General features: G+C 39.3%; 16 protein-coding genes. 11 read left to right on the top strand and 5 right to left on the bottom strand.

The genetic code is table 11. The annotated features are described in order from the left end of the window. The first annotated feature begins 13 nt into the window (after positions 1-13). Positions 14-475, top strand: coding sequence for a GAF domain-containing protein (locus tag ACZ5L8_RS00450; protein ID WP_464438957.1), 462 nt, complete (start codon positions 14-16; stop codon positions 473-475). A 29-nt stretch (positions 476-504) separates the two neighbouring features. Here the strand turns inward: ACZ5L8_RS00450 and ACZ5L8_RS00445 are convergent, their stop codons facing one another. After that, the gene (locus ACZ5L8_RS00445; protein ID WP_464438956.1) at positions 505-1,758 is read right to left on the bottom strand and encodes an ABC transporter permease; all 1,254 of its coding nucleotides are present in this window, start codon (positions 1,756-1,758) and stop codon (positions 505-507) included. A gap of 136 nt (positions 1,759-1,894) precedes the next feature. Between ACZ5L8_RS00445 and purH the strand changes: the two genes are divergently transcribed. The 6 genes from purH (at position 1,895) to rodA (ending at position 9,061) form a co-directional block, all read left to right on the top strand. Beyond that, positions 1,895-3,421, top strand: a complete 1,527-nt coding sequence (gene purH, locus ACZ5L8_RS00440) for a bifunctional phosphoribosylaminoimidazolecarboxamide formyltransferase/IMP cyclohydrolase (RefSeq protein ID WP_464438954.1) — start codon at positions 1,895-1,897, stop codon at positions 3,419-3,421. A gap of 61 nt (positions 3,422-3,482) precedes the next feature. Then, a complete protein-coding gene (locus ACZ5L8_RS00435; RefSeq protein ID WP_462599445.1) occupies positions 3,483-4,511 on the top strand; it encodes a rod shape-determining protein in 1,029 nt (342 codons plus the stop codon). A 13-nt stretch (positions 4,512-4,524) separates the two neighbouring features. Next, a complete protein-coding gene (mreC, locus tag ACZ5L8_RS00430; protein WP_464438952.1) occupies positions 4,525-5,349 on the top strand; it encodes a rod shape-determining protein MreC in 825 nt (274 codons plus the stop codon). Continuing rightward, on the top strand, positions 5,339-5,845 hold the full coding sequence (locus tag ACZ5L8_RS00425) for a rod shape-determining protein MreD (RefSeq protein ID WP_464438950.1): 507 nt from the start codon (positions 5,339-5,341) through the stop codon (positions 5,843-5,845). Before mreC ends, ACZ5L8_RS00425 begins: the two co-directional genes overlap by 11 nt. Beyond that, complete coding sequence (mrdA, locus tag ACZ5L8_RS00420; RefSeq protein WP_464438948.1) at positions 5,842-7,812, top strand: penicillin-binding protein 2; 1,971 nt, start codon at positions 5,842-5,844, stop codon at positions 7,810-7,812. Before ACZ5L8_RS00425 ends, mrdA begins: the two co-directional genes overlap by 4 nt. Further along, on the top strand, positions 7,802-9,061 hold the full coding sequence (gene rodA, locus ACZ5L8_RS00415; RefSeq protein WP_464438946.1) for a rod shape-determining protein RodA: 1,260 nt from the start codon (positions 7,802-7,804) through the stop codon (positions 9,059-9,061). The genes mrdA and rodA overlap by 11 nt, the downstream gene beginning before the upstream one ends. Here the strand turns inward: rodA and ACZ5L8_RS00410 are convergent, their stop codons facing one another. Then, positions 9,062-10,183, bottom strand: coding sequence for an ABC transporter permease (locus ACZ5L8_RS00410; protein ID WP_464438945.1), 1,122 nt, complete (start codon positions 10,181-10,183; stop codon positions 9,062-9,064). Beyond that, complete coding sequence (locus tag ACZ5L8_RS00405; RefSeq protein WP_464438943.1) at positions 10,183-12,357, bottom strand: carboxy terminal-processing peptidase; 2,175 nt, start codon at positions 12,355-12,357, stop codon at positions 10,183-10,185. Before ACZ5L8_RS00405 ends, ACZ5L8_RS00410 begins: the two co-directional genes overlap by 1 nt. A gap of 143 nt (positions 12,358-12,500) precedes the next feature. Here ACZ5L8_RS00405 and surE point away from each other — a divergent pair, with 143 nt between their 5' ends. From surE to ACZ5L8_RS00385, 4 genes are read left to right on the top strand one after another with little or no spacing between them, the layout of a single operon-like run. Further along, on the top strand, positions 12,501-13,277 hold the full coding sequence (gene surE / locus ACZ5L8_RS00400; RefSeq protein ID WP_462599452.1) for a 5'/3'-nucleotidase SurE: 777 nt from the start codon (positions 12,501-12,503) through the stop codon (positions 13,275-13,277). A gap of 38 nt (positions 13,278-13,315) precedes the next feature. After that, positions 13,316-14,446 carry a lipid-A-disaccharide synthase gene (gene lpxB / locus ACZ5L8_RS00395; RefSeq protein WP_464438941.1) on the top strand — a complete coding sequence of 377 codons (1,131 nt, stop codon included), beginning with the start codon at positions 13,316-13,318 and terminating at the stop codon, positions 14,444-14,446. Further along, entirely contained in the window at positions 14,439-14,948 is a 510-nt protein-coding gene (locus ACZ5L8_RS00390; RefSeq protein WP_462599454.1) for a C40 family peptidase, read from the top strand. The genes lpxB and ACZ5L8_RS00390 overlap by 8 nt, the downstream gene beginning before the upstream one ends. A 40-nt stretch (positions 14,949-14,988) precedes the next feature. After that, the gene (locus ACZ5L8_RS00385; protein ID WP_464438939.1) at positions 14,989-17,031 is read left to right on the top strand and encodes a ComEC/Rec2 family competence protein; all 2,043 of its coding nucleotides are present in this window, start codon (positions 14,989-14,991) and stop codon (positions 17,029-17,031) included. Positions 17,032-17,035: 4 nt separating this feature from the next. On the opposite strand, the gene ACZ5L8_RS00380 is transcribed toward ACZ5L8_RS00385, so the two are convergent. Continuing rightward, positions 17,036-17,584, bottom strand: coding sequence for a thioredoxin family protein (locus ACZ5L8_RS00380; protein ID WP_464438937.1), 549 nt, complete (start codon positions 17,582-17,584; stop codon positions 17,036-17,038). 37 nt (positions 17,585-17,621) lie between these two features. Further along, positions 17,622-19,184: a peptide MFS transporter gene (locus ACZ5L8_RS00375; protein ID WP_464438935.1), complete on the bottom strand. Its 1,563-nt coding sequence runs from the start codon at positions 19,182-19,184 to the stop codon at positions 17,622-17,624. Positions 19,185-19,189 lie beyond the last annotated feature (5 nt).

The following is a 19,189-nucleotide window of genomic DNA, read 5'->3' as shown; positions in this document are numbered from 1 at the left end:
AAATACAAGAAAAATGAGTTTTGAAGCCCTGAAACCTGAAATTTCAAAGACCTTAAACAGCAAAGAACTTTCTGTAGAACACAGACTTGAAGAAGTGTGTACCATTCTTAAAAAGAACGTTGAATACTATAATTGGGTTGGTTTTTATTTTAAGAACGGTGATAAACCAGAGCTTAAACTCAGTGCTTTTGCTGGCGAGCCCACGGATCACACGATCATTCCCTTTGGTAAGGGGATTTGCGGTCAGGTAGCCGTAAGCAACCAGAATTTTGTTGTTCCAGATGTTTCTGCGCAAGACAACTACATCGCTTGTAGCATCACCGTAAAAAGCGAGATCGTGATTCCACTTTTTGTAAATGGCGAAAACATTGGTCAGATCGACATCGATTCACACACGCCAGATCCTTTTACAAAGGCTGACGAGGATTTCCTAGAATGGGTAAATGCTCAAGTAGCAGAGATTCTTGATGTTTAATTTTTTGGCTGCAGCCAAAAAACCACTCACTACATACCGGTTCTTATAGCTTCTACAGGATCTAATCTTGCAGCCATGAATGCTGGCACAACTCCAGCGCCTAGCCCGATCAAGAGCGAAACTATCAAGCCTATAAAGATATTTGCAAAAGATAGCACAAACTCAAAACTGCCTGTTAAGGTTGATGCGAGCATGCTTATTAACCAGACAAATATTATCCCGATAATTCCACCTAGTACGGCAAGAAACAACGCTTCAAACAAGAACTGAAGTAAGATAAATTTGTTTTGAGCACCTAGCGCTTTTTGAATCCCGATCAAGTTGGTTCTTTCTTTAACGCTCACAAACATGATGTTTGCGATACCAAAACCTCCCACGAGTAAAGAGAAACCGCCTATCGCCCACCCTATGAGCGACATTGTGCTTGTGATACCTTCTATCATATCTGCAAATCCAGATAGCTGATTGATAAAAAAGTTATTATCATCAGTAGGCGCAAGACCTCGATACTGTCTTAATTTTTGAGCAAGGATCGCATTAAACTCCGCATCCTCAACATCGTTAGAAGGTTTTACCACAACCATGGGGAAAGTCGCTTTGTTATTGCTACCATAAATACGACGCACAACATTAACCGGAATAATGATCGAAGTATCTTTTGACTCGCCAAAAGGATTAGAACCTTCTTTCTCCAGAACACCAATTACTGTAAATCGCTGTCCATACATTCTTAATTCTCTACCTACAGGATCTGAAGACCCAAACAATCCCTGCGCGATCTCATCTCCTATTATGGCAACATTTGCCCCGCGCACAGATTCAGATTCATTAAAGAAACGACCATTGGGAATTTTAAGCGCTTCAATATCATAATAACCTTCTGTTACCGCAGCGACATTCACACCGGTCACTACTTTATCTTCAAACTTCACAGATTCTCTATTTACATTAAGAGTATATGATGCAGCCTCAAGATCTGGCACATTGCGCAGCATAAAATTATACTCATCATAAGTAACATCTGGAAACTGCTCTCGCTTCCATTGCGGAATATCTGTAGGGCCAAAGGAAAACCTTGACACAAAAATTGTACTGTTGTCTAGTGTAGAAAGTGATCCTTCTATATTTCGCTTAAGCGAATCAACCGCAGCAAGAACCCCGATTATAGAAAAAATACCAATAGTAACTCCCAGCAGCGAGAGAAACGTTCGCAACTTGTTATTTCGCAGCGCATTAGCTGCAAAAGTCAAGCTCTCTTTTAAAACCCTTAAGTAGATTAGCATACGCCTAAATTATCCAAGCTGCCTGTATGACGCAAGTAGACCTATAACGTTACAAATTTTTCTTTGGAAATTACATATTATACATCCAAAATTTAGGTGTTTAATTCATACTTTTGCAGCCTAATTTACAAATCTTATGAGCACCACTATCCGTGCAAAAAGCGCGCTCGTATCCGTTTTTAGCAAAGAAGGTCTAGAACCTTTAATAAAAAAGTTCAACGAACTAGGCATCACCATTTATTCAACTGGTGGTACTGAAAAATTTATAAAAGACCTGGGCGTACCGGTTGAAAAAGTAGAAGATGTAACAAGTTACCCTTCTATTTTAGGCGGTCGTGTAAAGACACTTCACCCTAAGATCTTTGGAGGTATTCTTAACCGTCAGGATCACGATGGTGATATTAAAGAGATGGCAGAATATGAGATCCCACAACTAGATATCGTTGTTGTAGATCTTTATCCTTTTGAGAAAACGGTTGCTTCTGGTGCATCAGAACAAGATATTGTAGAGAAGATAGATATAGGTGGTATTTCTTTGATTCGCGCTGCCGCGAAAAACTTTAAAGACACTCTTTGCGTTTCTTCAGTTGAAGATTATGCAGAGGTTCTTGACCTTATCACAGAAGGTGAAGGAAGCACTAGCTTAAGCGACAGAAAACGTTTTGCTGCAAAAGCATTTAATGTTTCTTCTCACTACGACACTGCGATCTTCAATTATTTTAATGAAGAAGAAGTAGTTTACAAAAACAGCATTCAGCAAGGTAAATCATTGCGTTACGGTGAAAACCCACATCAAGAAGGAACTTTCTTTGGTGATTTTGACGCAATGTTTGAGCAACTGCACGGTAAAGAGCTTTCTTACAACAACCTTCTGGATATTGATGCTGCTGTAAACTTAATGAATGAGTTTCAAGGTGAAGATCCCACTTTTGCGATCTTAAAGCATAACAACGCTTGTGGTCTTGCTCAACGCAGCACATTGCATCAGGCTTATGTTGATGCGCTTGCGGGAGATCCTGTTTCAGCTTTTGGAGGAATCCTTATTGCAAACCAAGAGATTGATGAGGCTACAGCCAAAGAAATTCACCAACTGTTTTGCGAGGTTGTGATCGCTCCATCTTTTTCCGCGGAAGCGTTAGAGATCCTTAAAGGAAAAAAGAACCGCGTATTATTAATTCAAAAAACTACTGAACTTCCAGAAAAGCAGGTAAGAACTTGTCTTAATGGAGTTTTAGTTCAAGATAAAGACAATAAAACTGACGCGCTAGAAGACTTAAAAACGGTTACAAACAATAAACCTACAGATAGCGAGTTAAAGGACTTAATCTTTGCTTCTAAGATCTGTAAGCACACAAAATCTAACACCATCGTTCTTGCAAAAGACGGACAGTTAAGTGCTAGCGGAACCGGTCAAACTTCTAGAGTTGACGCTCTGCGCCAAGCGATAGAAAAAGCAAAATCATTTGGCTTTGACCTTAATGGTGCTGTGATGGCTAGTGATGCATTCTTCCCATTCCCTGATTGTGTAGAAATTGCAGGAAATGAAGGAATATCTGCTGTGATACAGCCAGGTGGATCTATTAAAGATCAGCTAAGCATTGATTATTGTAACGAGCATGACATCGCAATGGTGATGACAGGCACAAGACATTTTAAACATTGATAAAAGAATAAATTTAGCTTACATTTAGTAACTAAGTTTTACACACTATTATAAACCGCATATGGGCTTTTTTGACTTTCTTACCGAAGAAATTGCAATAGACCTGGGTACTGCAAACACGCTTATCATTCATAATGACAAGGTGGTTGTAGATAGCCCGTCGATAGTAGCGCGTGATCGCTCTACAAACAAGATTATTAAAGCAGGTAAGGAAGCCGCACTCATGCAAGGTAAAACGCATGAGAATATCAAGACCATTCGCCCACTTAAGGATGGTGTGATCGCAGATTTTGATGCTAGTGAACAAATGATAAGCATGTTTATCAAAGAAATTCCTGCATTAAAAAAGAAGCTCTTTACTCCTGCCCTTCGCATGGTGATCTGTATCCCTAGCGGTATTACAGAGGTAGAGATGCGCGCGGTAAAAGAAAGTGCTGAGCGTGTTAACGGTAAAGAAGTTTACCTGATTCACGAACCTATGGCAGCGGCAATAGGTATAGGCGTTGATATCATGCAGCCTAAGGGTAACATGATCGTAGATATAGGTGGTGGTACAACAGAGATCGCTGTTATCGCTCTAGGCGGAATTGTCTGCGACAAGTCGGTTAAAATTGCGGGTGATGTTTTTACTAACGACATCATCTACTACATGCGCACACAGCACAACCTTTATGTAGGTGAGCGTAGCGCTGAAAAAATTAAGATCCAGATAGGAGCGGCAACAGAAGACCTTGAAAACCCACCAGAAGAAATGAGCGTTCAAGGGCGTGACTTACTTACTGGTAAACCTAAGCAGGTACAAATTAGCTTCCGCGAAATAGCAAAAGCACTAGATAAATCTATCTTACGCATAGAAGACGCAGTGATGGAAACGTTATCTCAAACACCTCCAGAACTAGCTGCTGATATTTACAACACAGGTATTTACCTTGCCGGTGGTGGTAGTATGTTAAGAGGTTTAGACAAACGTCTTTCTCAAAAAACAGACTTACCTGTTTATATCGCAGAAGATCCTTTGCGTGCCGTAGTACGTGGTACAGGTATTTGCCTTAAAAACTTACAGAAATACAAGAGTGTTCTAATCAAGTAGAAGGCCGTGATTCATGCAGCAAATTGTAAATTTTCTAATAAAATATAGAAACGGGCTGCTGTTTATCTTCCTTTTGTTTCTTGCGCTTTTTTTTACCATTCAATCGCATACTTACCATCGTAGCAAGTTTGTAAACTCTGCAAATTTTCTCACCGGCGGTATTTATGACGGTTTGAGCAATATTGATAATTACTTCAATCTTAAAGTTCATAATGAGCAATTGTTGCAAGAAAACAACAACCTCAGGAATGATCTGTATGCAAAAAATGATAGCCTTTACAGAGAAAAGGACTCAACCGTACTAGGCGGAAGATTTCATTTTGTCACTGCAAAAGTCATTAACAACAACTACAATCTTAAAGACAATTTTCTCACCCTGCGTGGCGGAAGAAAATCTGGTGTAGCACAAGACCAAGGTGTGATCACTAGCAAAGGTATTGTAGGTATCATTGATCAAGTATCTTCTAGATATTCTACCGTTGTAAGCATTCTTAACAGTACTTCGCAAATTAATGCAAAACTGAAAAAGAGTGGACATTTTGGGATTTTGGTTTGGGATGGCGGCGACCCTAATAAAGTAAAATTAATTGACGTGCAGCAAAAAGCTCCCGTAGCAAATGGCGACACCATAGTTACAGGAGGAAAGTCTACCATTTTCCCTGAAGGGATTGGCATAGGCACGATCAGTGATTTTTCGCTTGACGCAAGTGAAAATTTCTATACCATCACTATTGATCTTTTTAATGACATGACAAATATTGGTCACGTTTATGTCATTGAAAATCTAGACAAAAATGAAATTCAAGAATTAGAAGCGATCACTACAGATGAGCAATAGTTTAGTAAATAACATATTGCGCTTTGTTGTTTTGATCCTTGCACAGGTTGCGATATTCAATCATATCAATTTTGGTGAATACATAAACCCGTATCCTTACATTCTGTTTATTCTGCTTTATCCTATTACAGAAAATAAAGCTGCGTATCTATTTTTCTCATTTCTTTTGGGCTTGACCCTAGACATGTTTATGAATACTGGCGGGATGCATGCTGCGGCTTGCCTTATCATCGCTCACTTGAGACATTGGGTTTTGGGTTGGGTTTTTGGCGTAGCTTATGAATATAATGCGGTGAATGTTTTGCACACTACGCTGGTGCAACGATTGATCTACTTTTCGATATTAGTTTTAACACATCACTTAATATTATTTGCGCTCGAAACTTTTAACGTTACTGATATAATCTATATATTAAAAAAGACGTTGTTCTGTGGGGTATTCACCTTGATCATGTGTTTAATTCTTACCTCTCTTTTTAGCTTTAAGCGTAGATGAGAAAATTGCTTCTTTTTTCGGTTGTTGTGCTCTCTGGTTTTTTGTTGACCGGCAGACTTTTCTATCTTCAAGTGGTAGACACTTCCGCCGTAAGGCTTAGTGAAAATAACGCCATTAAGCGTGTTTACGATTATCCACAGCGCGGACATATTTATGATAGAAATGGCACTTTGCTAGTAAGCAATCAGCCGTCTTATGATGTGATGGTGATACCGCGTGAGGTTAAAGAATTTGATACTTTAGAATTCTGCGGACTTCTAGGTATGACTAGAGAAAAGCTTGAAACTAGACTTGCAAAAGCAAAGGTGTATTCTCCTCGACTTCCATCTGTCGTTATACCTCAGCTTACTAAAGATGAGTATGCTTATCTTCAAGAAAAGATCAGAAAGTATGATGGTTTTTATATCCAGAAAAGATCGCTGAGAGATTATCAGATCGACTTTGGCGCAAACTTTCTTGGCTACATCGCAGAGGTTAACCAAAGAGATATAAAACGCAATTCATATTACCAATCTGGTGAGTTGATAGGTCGCCAAGGTGTAGAAGAGCAATATGAAGCAGAACTTAGAGGGAAAAAAGGAGTTCAGTATTTTCAAAAGGATAAATTTAACCGTGTTATTGGTTCGTATAAAGAAGGCAAATTAGATTCTTTACCAGAAGCCGGCAAAGATCTAAAGCTTACAATTGATAGCGAATTACAACGCTATGGCGAAAAGTTGATGACAAACAAACGCGGAGGTATTGTTGTGATTCAACCGCAAACGGGCGAGATCTTAAGTCTTGTAGCTGCTCCTAATTATGATCCTGCATTGCTTGTAGGTAGAGAGCGATCTCCCAATTTCACAAACTTGTATTACGATTCTATTGCTAAGCCTTTATTCGATCGTGGGTTAAAAGCCGAATATCCTCCTGGCTCTCCTTTTAAAACTCTTAATGCACTCATTGCACTGCAGGAAGATGTGGTTAACACCAAAGAAAGCTTCGCATGTCATGGCGGTTACTTCTATGGTTCTCGCGGAAGAAAATTGGGTTGCCACCACCACTCTAGTCCGCTTAGTATGATACCCGGTATTGCGAATAGCTGTAACGCCTATTTTGCAAATGTTTACCGTCGTGTGATCGAAAAATACGACAGACCACAAGAAGGTATAGAAGTTTGGCGTAAGCATTTAGAAAGTTTTGGTCTTGGCGATTACCTTGGCTATGATCTACCTAACGGTCGACCTGGTTTTATACCAGATAGCACATACTATAACAGAGCCTATCAATACCCAAAATACAAATGGTACAGCACAGCCACCATTTCTAATTCAATAGGTCAAGGCGAAGTGATGACAACGCCCATTCAACTTGCTAATGTTGCTGCTGCAATTGCAAACCGCGGTTGGTTTTACACGCCACATATTGTAAAGGGAATTGAAGGTCAGGATGAAATTGGCGAGGCGTTTAGAACCAAGCATCACACAACTATAGATCCAGAACACTTTGAACCCGTAGTTCAGGGCATGAACGACGTTTATAATTACGGTACAGCTTCAACGCTTCAAATTCCCGGCATTGAGATCTGTGGTAAGACTGGAACAGCCGAGAACTATACAAAAATTGATGGCCACAGAACACAGCTTACAGATCACTCTATTTTTGTTGCGTTTGCACCAAAAGAAAACCCGCAAATCGCTTTGGCAGTTTTTGTAGAGAATGGTTACTGGGGAGCTCGCTATGCAGGTCGCATCGCCAGTCTAATGATCGAAAAATACATGAAAGGTGAGATCACTCGTACAGATCTTGAAGATTGGGTGATGAATAATTCACTAGAAGATGAATATCAAAAACCATTAAGCGGTAAGCCCTTCCCAATCAATGATGGCAAAAAAATAAGCGGACAGTTCTTACTTGAAAAAAAGGAGATCGCAGATAAAGATATTTCTCAAAACTCTGAAAACACAATAACTTCAGATGGCGAGTAGAAGCACTACAGCAAGTTTTGATTGGATCACGATTGTTTTATTTCTTGTTCTCGCCGGCATAGGCTGGCTGAACATTTACTCAGCGTCGCTCGAGGCAGATGCTGTAAGCGGAACTTTTGATCTTTCAAATCTTTATACTAAGCAGTTCATTTTTATACTATTCAGCTTAGTACTCATAGTCGTCATGCTATCTACTGATGCTAAGTTCTTTGAGCGCTTTGCCAGTATATTTTACATTGGCGCACTTGTATTACTCCTAGGACTTTTCGTTTTAGGTAAAAATGTAAATGGAGCTACCAGTTGGTATGCCATTGGATCATTCACATTACAACCCAGTGAGTTCGCAAAAACTGCAACCGCTTTGGCTTTAGCCAAATATCTAAGCGATATTCAAACTGATGTAAAGTCATTTCAGCATCAGCTTAGGGCTTTTGTGATCATTGCATTACCTGCAATTTTTATTGTACCTCAACCAGACCCTGGAAGTGCGATGGTTTACGCCGCATTTTTCTTCCCATTATATAGAGAAGGACTTTCAGGAATTTACTTGATCATCGGGCTTATAAGCGTTTCCTTATTCATACTTGCACTCGTAGTTGGGCCGCTATGGATGACAGCTGCGATCGTTGCTATTGCAATAATTCTCCTTATAAAAAACCGTAAAAAACGAACTGGAAAACGGTATTATTTCCTACTTCCTATTGTGTGTATCGCATTTACTTTCTCTGTGAATTATATCTTCAATAACGTGTTTGAGCAGAGACACAGAGATAGATTTAATGTTTTTCTAGGTAATGAAGTAGATCAGCAAAGTGTGGGCTACAACACATATCAAAGTGAGATCGCAATTGGTAATGGCGGTTTAACCGGGCGTGGTTTTTTACAAGGAACTCAGACGCAAGGAGATTTTGTACCTGAACAATCTACAGATTACATTTTCAGTACTGTGGGAGAAGAATGGGGATTTCTAGGTTCAACGCTAGTAATTGCACTCTTCCTCGGGCTCATACTAAGAGTTATCTTTTTGACCGAAAGGCAGAAAAACCAATTTAGCAGAATATACGGTTACAGCGTTGCCGGCATCCTCTTTATACACTTCTTTGTAAATATCGGGATGGTGACAGGTATTTTACCTACGGTAGGAATTCCGCTTCCATTTTTCAGCTACGGAGGATCTGGATTATGGGGATTCACGATATTACTTTTCATCTTCGTGAAGCTTGACGCAAACCGCGTGAACGAATGGTAACTAAGCGCTACCTTTTACATCTGTAGCGTCGCGCACGGCATTTCCTAAAAGCATAAATGCCATCACAAGACTCATGATCGCAAGCCCTGGAATTATCGCCAGATAAGGCTTCCCAAGAATGATATACGAATAGTGATCCTTGATCATCGCTCCCCAACTAGGTGTGGGCGGCTGCGCTCCTATTCCTAGAAAACTCAGGCCACTTTCTATCAATATCGCTGAAGCGAAATTTGCTGCGGCAATTACAATAACAGGCGCCATGATATTGGGCAAAATGTGTCTAGAAACTATGCGCCAATCGCCAAAACCCAGCGCTCTAGCCGCAGTAACATATTGCATCTGCTTAGCGCTAATTACCTGCCCTCTTACCACACGAGCGACCTCAACCCACATTGTGAGTCCAACGGCTATAAAAACCTGCCAAAATCCTTTACCAAGCGCTAATGTGATCGCGATCACAAGAAGAAGCGTTGGGATGCTCCAAGTCACATTTATCAACCACATGATGGCAGCGTCAATTTTACCTCCATAATAGCCAGCGACTGCCCCTAAAGTGACACCAATGATCAACGAAATTATAACAGCAACAAACCCAATACTAAAAGAAATTCTTGCTCCCACTAGCATTCGGCTTAGGAGGTCTCTACCGTATTTGTCAGTTCCTAGAATGAATTTTTTTTCTGTGATATACGCTTTCGCGAAAGCGTCTCTGCCTGCAAGACTTTGATCACTAAAGAATTCTGATTTTACTGGTTTTGAAAGGCTCGTGTCCCCTTCTTCATTGTAGGGAACATAAGTTACCTCACCATTATCAATAGCAAAGGAAAGAATTGGAATTTCAGTATCCGCATTTTTCTCACCCAGAAAAGCCGACTCAAAAAATCCTTGTTCAAGATCTTTGTCTCCTGGAACGGTGAGCATCTTAACAGTAAAACCGGGCTTTTTAGAATGAATTGACAAATGCATTTGATTTGCATTTTGAGAATCATCTGGTGCAAAAACGTATGCAAAAAGCGCAACAATACCGCAAAGGACGATAAACGTCAAACTTAAAACGCCCCAAAAGTTCTTTTTAAACCTTTGGAGCGCTAATTGTGTTAATGACTTTTCAGTTGCAGACATTAGTCGCGAATATCTGCTACTTTACCTCTTTTAATATTATTTACCTTAAGGTCTTCAAGCACGTTGATAGCCTCTTCCATGTAAACGTCTTTTGCAAGACTTTCATGCCAGCGCTCTCTTTTTTCTTTTAAAACGGTGTCTTGAGCAAAAAGTTCTTTTTCATAAGGAAGCGATTTAAAGTCAAGACCATTGCTATACTTTCCTAAGCCATCAAATTGCTTTGCCTCAGCTTCGTTTTGAGCCATTTTTTGGGCGTAAGCCTGATAATTTAAAGGCCAAGTTGTATCGTCTTGCTTAGACTTGATCCATTTTGCATTTTGCTCAATAAGCTGCAATTGATCATTCTTTGCCATGCGCGCCTTACTGTTATTTATGGTCTGATCATAATCTATATAACCATCCCAAATATCATAATCTGCCGCATCGATCTTATCCCAAGGTAGTGGATTATCAAGATCTTTCTCACCTATGTCAATATAGCTATACTTATCTGGAACAACTACATCACTCTTCACACCTTCTAGCTGCGTGCTACCACCGTTAATTCTGTAGAATTTTTGAGTAGTGATCTTTAACGCTCCCATGTCGCCTAGATCATTTTGACGTAACCAGCGGTTAAGGTCGTATACGTTTTGTACAGTTCCCTTACCGTAGGTTTGCTTGCTACCTATGATCACAGCTCTTTTGTAATCTTGCATGGCTGCAGCCAAAATCTCACTCGCAGAAGCAGAGATCTCATTTACTAAAATCACTAGCGGACCATCCCAAAGAATTTCTTTATCGCGGTCTTTAAGGATCTCACTGTCTTCTCCATTAGATTTTACCTGAACAACAGGACCTTCTTTGATGAATAATCCTGCGATATCAACCACAGTTGAAAGTGAACCACCACCATTGTTACGAAGATCTATGATCAATCCTTGAACATCTTGTTCTTTAAGGCGGATGATCTCTTTTTTCATATCGCTCGCAGCATTACGCTGATCAAAATCCTGCATATCAAAGTAGAACTTAGGCAAGTTGATCACACCGTATGTTCTTTCATCTTTCTCTACTGTGCTAGATTTTGCATAGGTTTCTTCTATCTCAACAACGTCACGAGTAATTGTAATGTTCTGGATAGAACCATCTGTCTTCTTCTTAACACTAAGAGTTACTTTAGTTCCCTTTGGGCCTTTTATCAATTCTACCGCATCATCAATTCGCATCCCAACGATACTTGTAGGAGCTTCTTCATCTTCTTGTTTTACTTTAAGAATTATATCTCCTTCTTCAAGTTCTTGATTTCTCCATGCTGGTCCACCGCTAATTATTTCAGAAACCGAAATATTACTATCTTTCTTCAATAAGCGCGCTCCAATACCTTGAAACTGTCCGCTCATTTGCATGTCAAATCTGTCTTTATCTACAGGCGCTAAATAATACGTATGCGGATCAAATTCTTCTACAATTGAATTAATGTAAACCGAGAAATAATCCTTTCTTTCAAGTTCTGCTGCGAACTCAAAGTATTCCTTCAATGAAGTTTTTGTGATGTCGCGTGCTTCTGCCTCTAATGCTTCATCTGTCTTAGCTAAGATCTCATCTGCATTCTCAGGAATTTTGGCGGAAGCCTCCTTATCATCTCTCATCTCTGCTATTTTCTTTTGCTCATCTTTCTTGTCGAAAAATGTACCAATAGCCGAGAATTTAAGCTGCTGTGCCCAACGCTCTCTTAGTTCTTTTTTGTTCTTCGCGTAGCCTAACTCGTCATAATCTGTATTGATAGACTCGTCTTTTGTATAGTCAAAAGGCTTCGCAAGAATATCTTCATAAAAGTCTTTAGACTCTGCCATTCTTTGACGTAGACGCTCATAAGTAAGATCAAAGAACGCTATGTCTTCATTTCTTATTTGATCATCTAGCTGATCTTTAAAAGCATCAAACTCATTGATATCGCTTTGCAAGAAATATCTCTTTAATGGATCTAAAGCGTTGATATAATCATCATAAACTTTCTCTGAAAAATCATCATCAAAATCCTTAGGATCATAATGACCACGCTCCAGAACGAAGCTTATTAAACTTATAAGTAATTTATCTTTTCCTGGATCATCAAGATCATTTGTTGTAAAACCACATGAAGCCGCAGATAGTAATAGTGCAAGCACTACTACTTTAAAATTCTTTATCATAATAGTATGGAGTTTCATCTTCTCTAGCAATCTACATTAAAAATCATGCCAATGCCCGAAATTGGCGATAATAATTTGTTAAACGGGCGGCGAACTTTAGCTGTACAATTTAGTATTTTTAAGCCAAAGAAACCAATTCTATTATGGCAAACCGTAAACCGCTAATTTTGATCACTAACGATGATGGGATCACTGCTCCTGGCATAAGAACGCTCATTGAAGTTATGCTTACCATAGGTGAAGTAGTTGTTGTTGCTCCTGATAGTCCGCAGAGCGGAATGGGCCATGCAATAACGGTAAACGACACGATTTATTGCGATCCTGTGAAGCTTCCTGAAAATACAGATCATGAAGAATATAGCTGTAGCGGAACTCCTGCTGATTGTGTAAAAATCGCAACCAAAGAGATCTTGAAACGTAAACCAGATATTTGTGTAAGCGGAATTAATCATGGTTCTAATTCTTCGATCAACGTGATCTATAGCGGTACGATGAGCGCGGCGGTTGAAGCCGGTGTTGAAGGTATTCCGGCGATAGGTTTCTCTTTGCTAGATTATTCGCTTGAGGCAGATTTTGGCGCAAGCCGAAAATATGTAGAGCAAATCACGAGAAATGTTCTTGAAAATGGTTTGCCTAATGGCGTTGTTCTCAATGTAAATCTCCCAAAACTTCCAGCAGAGGAAATCAAAGGAATTAAGATCTGCAGACAAGCTAAAGCACAATGGATCGAGGATTTTGACAAAAGAACAAACCCAATGGGTAGAGATTATTACTGGCTTGCGGGTAAATTTGTAAACGAAGACAAAGGCGAAGATACAGATGAGTGGGCGCTGGCAAATGGTTATGTTTCGGTAGTGCCGGTGCAGTTTGACCTCACGGCACATCACTACATTAAAGAATTGAACACCTGGGAATTTTAAGTAACTTCACCACCAGAAAAAATTAGCTAAGAAAACTCGTGAAATATTACATCATAGCAGGAGAAGCAAGCGGCGATCTACACGCCTCTAATCTAATGAAAGCCATTCTTCAAGAAGATGAAGATGCGCAATTTAGATTTTGGGGAGGTGATCTCATGCAAGCCGTGGGCGGCACACTTGTGAAGCATTATCGTGACCTTGCGTTTATGGGTTTCTTAGAGGTTGTGATGAACTTGCGCACCATCACTCGCAATCTTAAATTCTGTAAAAAAGACATAGAAGAATACGCTCCTGATGCTATCATCTATGTAGATTATCCTGGTTTTAATCTGCGTATCGCTAAGTGGGCTAAAGCCAAAGGCTATCAAAATCACTTTTATATCTCTCCACAGATCTGGGCTTGGAAGGAAGGCCGGATCAAAGACATTAAACGAGACATTGATCATATGTATGTGATCTTACCGTTTGAAAAAGATTTTTACGAGAAGAAGCACAACTTCCCTGTACACTTTGTGGGGCATCCACTTATTGACGCTATAAGCGAAAGAAACCAAGTTGTCCCAGAGGATTTTAAAAAAGAGTTTGATCTTGACGAGCGCAAAATAATCGCATTGCTACCAGGAAGCCGAAAACAGGAAATACAAAAAATGCTTGATGTGATGTTAAGTATTACAGAAGATTTCCCTGATTATCAATTTGTGGTAGCCGGCGCTCCTAGTCAAGATAAAGAGTTTTATGCTCCTTATCTTGGCAATAAGCAAGTACATCTTGTGATGAATAGAACGTATGATTTGCTTAGTTTATCATCTGCGGCGCTGGTAACTTCTGGCACGGCTACGCTAGAAACTGCACTTTTTAAAGTTCCTGAAGTGGTTTGCTATAAAGGTGGAAGAATAAGCTACGAGATCGCAAAACGCGTTATCAATCTTGATTTCATTTCGCTTGTTAACCTTATCATGGAGAAAGAAGTTGTAAAAGAACTTATTCAGCATAATTTTAATAAAAAAAGCCTCAAAGCCGCTTTAAAGAATGTTCTTAAAGAATATCCTAGAGCTAAGCTGTTTATTGACTATTGGGATCTTGAGAAAAAGCTTGGCGGCCGCGGCGCAAGCACTAAAACTGCCCAACTTATCGTTGAATCTATAAAAAGCCAAGAGAAGAATGCATAGAGCGATCGCGATCATCTTTTTATCACTTTTTATAATCTCATGCGGAGCTAAGAAAAAAGCTTCAAAATACAGCTCATCTACCACAACTAAGGAAACTACATTTGATCCCCCCAAGGATGACCGACTCATAAAAGTTGCCGAGAATGCCCTGAAATTTCAAGGCACGAAATACAAATACGGCGGCACCACAAAAAAGGGCATGGATTGCAGCGGCCTTGTGTACACATCTTTCTTAGAAGAAGATATCGCATTGCCTAGAGTTAGTCGAGATATGGCGAGAGAAGGGAAAGAGATAAAACCAAATGATGTAAACATCGGCGATCTGCTATTCTTTAAAACCGGCAAAAGTGCCCGAAACATCAATCACGTAGGCCTTGTGGTTGACATCATGCCGGGCCAAATTCTTTTCATCCATAGCACCACTTCCCGCGGTGTTATCGTCTCGTCGCTTAATGAAGGTTATTGGAACAACGCCTTTGTAGAAGCGCGACGCATTTTATAAAAATTTCACTACATTTAACTGATTCACAAAACGTTAATCAGTGAAGGGGCTCAACTATATTTTTCTGATCCTCACCCCATCGCTCATCGCAGGAATTGTTTCTTCTTCTCTTTTGCCCCAAGATCTAGGAGTCAGTTTTATTGCTTTAGGGATAATTCTTCTTGGGGTTTTGATCATGCATTTTACGCTTTCGCGAAAGCTACGCTGGCTTTTTTCCGCGGCAGCGATACTATTATTCTTCTCGCTAGGCCACTGCCTTATGCAACTGCATAACCCGCAGAATATCAAAGATCACTACTTAAATCTTGAGCAAACGTTTGACGTTCACAAAATCACTTTCACGATAGACGAGGTTCTTAAACCCAACTCATACGCCAAGAAGTATATCGCAAAGGTCAACACTGTGGACAATCGCAATAGCTCAGGGAGAATTCTTGTTTCCTTACCTGTAGATTCGTTAAATGAAAATATCTCCCTAAACATAGACGACCAAGCAACGATTATCACCGCAATACGTGAAATCACACCTCCTAAAAATCCATATCAGTTTAGTTACAAAGAGTATTTAGCAAAGCAAGATGTCTATGCACAGATCACTTTAGATCAATCTTTAGAACTGCTTCCCAGCACTCATAATTCGATCAAAGGTTTAGCTTCAAAAACCAGACAGCACATTCTCGACAAATTGTCAAAATACAACTGGCAACCCGATGAATGGGCAGTGATCAATGCATTGCTTTTGGGCCAAAAGCAAGAACTCACACAAGAGCTTCGTGATGAATATGCAGCTGCAGGTATGATTCATATTTTAGCGATTTCTGGACTTCACGTAGGGATATTGTTGCTGCTACTTCAAGGCCTTTTTAAAATCCTTGGGAATTATAAATATATAAGGGTTTTTCGCTCCATTCTCATCATCACGATCATCTGGGGTTTTGCATTCATTGCAGGATTATCGCCAAGTATTCAGCGGGCAGCGTTGATGTTTACTTTGGTAGAAATTGGTTTACTATTTAATCGCAAGAATTCTGGTATTAATGCGCTGCTGATCTCCGCTTTTATTCTTCTTGTCTTCAATCCAAAATTGATCTATCAAGTCGGTTTTCAGCTGAGTTATCTTGCCGTTTTATTCATTTTATTACTGCAGCCCTGTGTAAGGTCTTTGATTTCAAAAGAGCGTTATTCTAAGAATCCATTATATCATTTAAAGCACTTGCTGATCGATATCCTTGCGGTGACGATCTCTGCTCAACTTGGCGTTTTGCCGTTGAGTTTGTTTTATTTTCATCAATTTCCTGCGCTATTTATTGTAGCAAATCTGGTGATCATTCCGTTTCTTGGCATCATTCTTTGTCTCGGGATGCTTCTGCTTTTGTTAAGTGTTGCAGATATTGATTTTCCCGCTTTCGCGGAAAGCTATGCGTTCATCATCCGATCGATGAACAATTTTGTAAAATGGATCTCTGGTTTTGACGACATGTTACTGAAGAATATTTACATGTCTCCGTCTTTAGTTGTCGCAGCATATTTCGGTTTATTTACACTTGTGGTTTTTCTTCATAAACGCACGGCCAGAAATTTACAGATCTTCCAAATCGGGATACTTGTATTTCTCGCTACGCTGTACTTTGAAAAAAGCTCAATTAAAGAAAGAGGATTTTACGTATTACAGCAAAACACACAAACCTTACTCGCTGAAAAAAGAAATAAAACGCTCAGTGTCTTTTCCGAAGACTCGATCTCAGAGAAGAATTATACAATAAATGGTTTTCTAGAAGCTACGGATATTAACTTTATTCAACAGGAAAATGTATCGAGTTATTATCATTTTGGCGAAAGCCAAATACTAATTATAGACAGCGCTGGCGTTTATAAAATCGAAGATCTTAAACCTGATTATGTCATCCTGACAAACTCGCCTAAGATCAATTTAAATAGACTGATAGATCATTATCCCGAGGCCATGATCATTGCAGACGGCAGCAATTACCGCTCGTACATCAACCGTTGGAAAACGACTTGTTTAAAAAGAAAAATCCCTTTTCATAGCACGTATGAAAAGGGATTTTATAAGATTGAGTAAAGAATTATTCTGCCTTGAAAGTTGGCTCAAAATTCTCTTGATATTCTTCCCAAGCTTCCTTAGAAGTGATGTCTTTATAGTCGTCAGAGCTTATGAGTTTAAGATAAAGCTCTAACTGATTAGGCTGTAAATACCCAGGGATTGCCTCGATATATTGACCAGCTTCATCAAAATAAACTAACGATGGATACGCCTTAACTCCCAGCGCATAAGTAAACATATGTGGAGCGCTTCGCGTGTTTGCCTTTTTAGGATCGTAATTAGGATTTTTAAAGGTTTTATCCATGTATTTTACCTCCTCATTTCCTTCTGCATTAAACTTCACCGGATAAAAATTCTCGTTTACGTAAGCCGCAACATCCGCATTAGAAAATGTATTCTTGTCCATCATTTTACATGGCCCACACCAGTTTGTGTACACATCCATCACGATCTTCTTAGGGTTTTTCTTTTGCGCCGCTAGAGCCTCGTTGATGCTCATCCATTTTATTTCTTGGCCTTGCGCCAAAGTTGTTCCTACAAGAGCAATCAGTAAAACTAGAAGTTTTTTCATCATAATATTTTTATTCGATTATGGCAAACTTTGTGCCTTAATGAATTCCGTGCATCTTCTTAACAAGAAGCTTGTTGATTGCTATCATAATCAAACCAACGGTAGCAGTAATTCCTGCAAAGATCAGGAAGAATGTTGCCATACCATATTCTTCGTTAATTCTATCTATATAGCTACCAGTAAATCCTGCTAGAGCGTTTGCAATAGCCGTACAAGTAAACCAGATACCAAACATAAAACCTACTAGTTTTTTTGGCGAAAGTTTACTTACATATGATAAACCTACGGGAGATATACAAAGTTCTCCTGATGTATGTAAGAAATATGCCAAGATCATCCAGAAGATACTTACGCTTGCCGTTGAAGCTCCTAGCTCTATACCGCTTGCTCCATAAGCTAAACCTGCAAATCCTAAACCTACTAAAATAAGACCAATTCCAAATTTCACTGGGCCTGAAGGATTAAACTTTGTTTCCCAAACCTTAGAGAATAAAGGAGCTAATAGAATGATAAATAAAGAATTTAAACTACTGAACCAAGAAGCATTGATCTCTGAAGTATCTTTTGATAATTCTTGAATTAGCATCCATATAACTATACCCCAAATAATCACAAAACTTGATCCGAGGAAAATATTTGACAGTGGATAATGTTTAAAGATCCTTTTGAACATACTTAGTAAAACGTAGGTGACAATTGCCAACGGCACAACCACGATTAAAGCGTTTGCAATATTAAAAATCGTAACTCCACTACCAGTTAAAGTTCTATCTGTATAATCTCTAGCAAAAATTGTCATAGAACCTCCTTGCTGTTCAAATGCCCACCAGAAAAATATTGTAGATATCGAAAAAACAAAAATCACAAAGATTCTATCCCAGCGAACTTTAGCAGGAACTTCCTCCTCTTTAATAACCTCTGTATCATCTGGGTTTTCCTTTTCAAAAGCTATAAGTTGCTTTTTACTCAATCCTATTTTACCAAAGATTTTTTGCGCAAACTGAAATTGTAATAGCCCTAAGAACATAAAAATTCCCGCAAGACCAAAACCTAAACTCCAGCTAACCTGCTCACCTATATAACCACAAAGCACAATTCCTAAGAAGGCTCCTGCATTGATACCCATATAAAATATAGTATATCCCGCATCTTTCTCTTTACCTTCATCTTTATACAATTGTCCAACAATTGAAGAAATATTCGGCTTAAACAAACCATTACCCAGAATCAACAAGCTAAGTCCTAGATAGAACGTAGATTCTGTTTCAAGAGCCATTGAAGCATGTCCTAAAGTCATCACAAGAGCTCCTATAAGTACTGCACGTCTATATCCTAATAACTTATCTGCTATAATACCTCCTAAGATAGGAGTGATATAAACTAAACCAGTGTATAAACCATACAATTCTAAGGCATCTTCACTGGTCCATTCCCAACCGCCATCCATAATAGAGGCCGTAAGAAAAAGAACTAAAATTGCTCGCATCCCATAGTAAGAGAAACGTTCCCACATTTCTGTGAAAAACAATACAAATAGACCTACTGGATGGCCAAGAACTGTTTTTTGATTTACCGCTGAACCGCCGTACTTAAATTCCATATAAG

This window comes from Leeuwenhoekiella obamensis (assembly GCF_055391795.1).
Note: the sequence above shows the minus strand (reverse complement) of the source record. Positions and strands in the feature narration are given on the sequence as shown.

Bases quoted from the DNA above. Each gene is read 5' to 3' on its own strand.
- ACZ5L8_RS00450 (WP_464438957.1), top strand. From the start codon at position 14: ATGAGTTTTGAAGCCCTGAAACCTGAAATTTCAAAGACCTTAAACAGC.
- ACZ5L8_RS00445 (WP_464438956.1), bottom strand. From the start codon at position 1,758: ATGCTAATCTACTTAAGGGTTTTAAAAGAGAGCTTGACTTTTGCAGCT.
- purH (WP_464438954.1), top strand. From the start codon at position 1,895: ATGAGCACCACTATCCGTGCAAAAAGCGCGCTCGTATCCGTTTTTAGC.
- ACZ5L8_RS00435 (WP_462599445.1), top strand. From the start codon at position 3,483: ATGGGCTTTTTTGACTTTCTTACCGAAGAAATTGCAATAGACCTGGGT.
- mreC (WP_464438952.1), top strand. From the start codon at position 4,525: ATGCAGCAAATTGTAAATTTTCTAATAAAATATAGAAACGGGCTGCTG.
- ACZ5L8_RS00425 (WP_464438950.1), top strand. From the start codon at position 5,339: ATGAGCAATAGTTTAGTAAATAACATATTGCGCTTTGTTGTTTTGATC.
- mrdA (WP_464438948.1), top strand. From the start codon at position 5,842: ATGAGAAAATTGCTTCTTTTTTCGGTTGTTGTGCTCTCTGGTTTTTTG.
- rodA (WP_464438946.1), top strand. From the start codon at position 7,802: ATGGCGAGTAGAAGCACTACAGCAAGTTTTGATTGGATCACGATTGTT.
- ACZ5L8_RS00410 (WP_464438945.1), bottom strand. From the start codon at position 10,183: ATGTCTGCAACTGAAAAGTCATTAACACAATTAGCGCTCCAAAGGTTT.
- ACZ5L8_RS00405 (WP_464438943.1), bottom strand. From the start codon at position 12,357: ATGATAAAGAATTTTAAAGTAGTAGTGCTTGCACTATTACTATCTGCG.
- surE (WP_462599452.1), top strand. From the start codon at position 12,501: ATGGCAAACCGTAAACCGCTAATTTTGATCACTAACGATGATGGGATC.
- ACZ5L8_RS00390 (WP_462599454.1), top strand. From the start codon at position 14,439: ATGCATAGAGCGATCGCGATCATCTTTTTATCACTTTTTATAATCTCA.
- ACZ5L8_RS00380 (WP_464438937.1), bottom strand. From the start codon at position 17,584: ATGAAAAAACTTCTAGTTTTACTGATTGCTCTTGTAGGAACAACTTTG.
- ACZ5L8_RS00375 (WP_464438935.1), bottom strand. From the start codon at position 19,184: ATGGAATTTAAGTACGGCGGTTCAGCGGTAAATCAAAAAACAGTTCTT.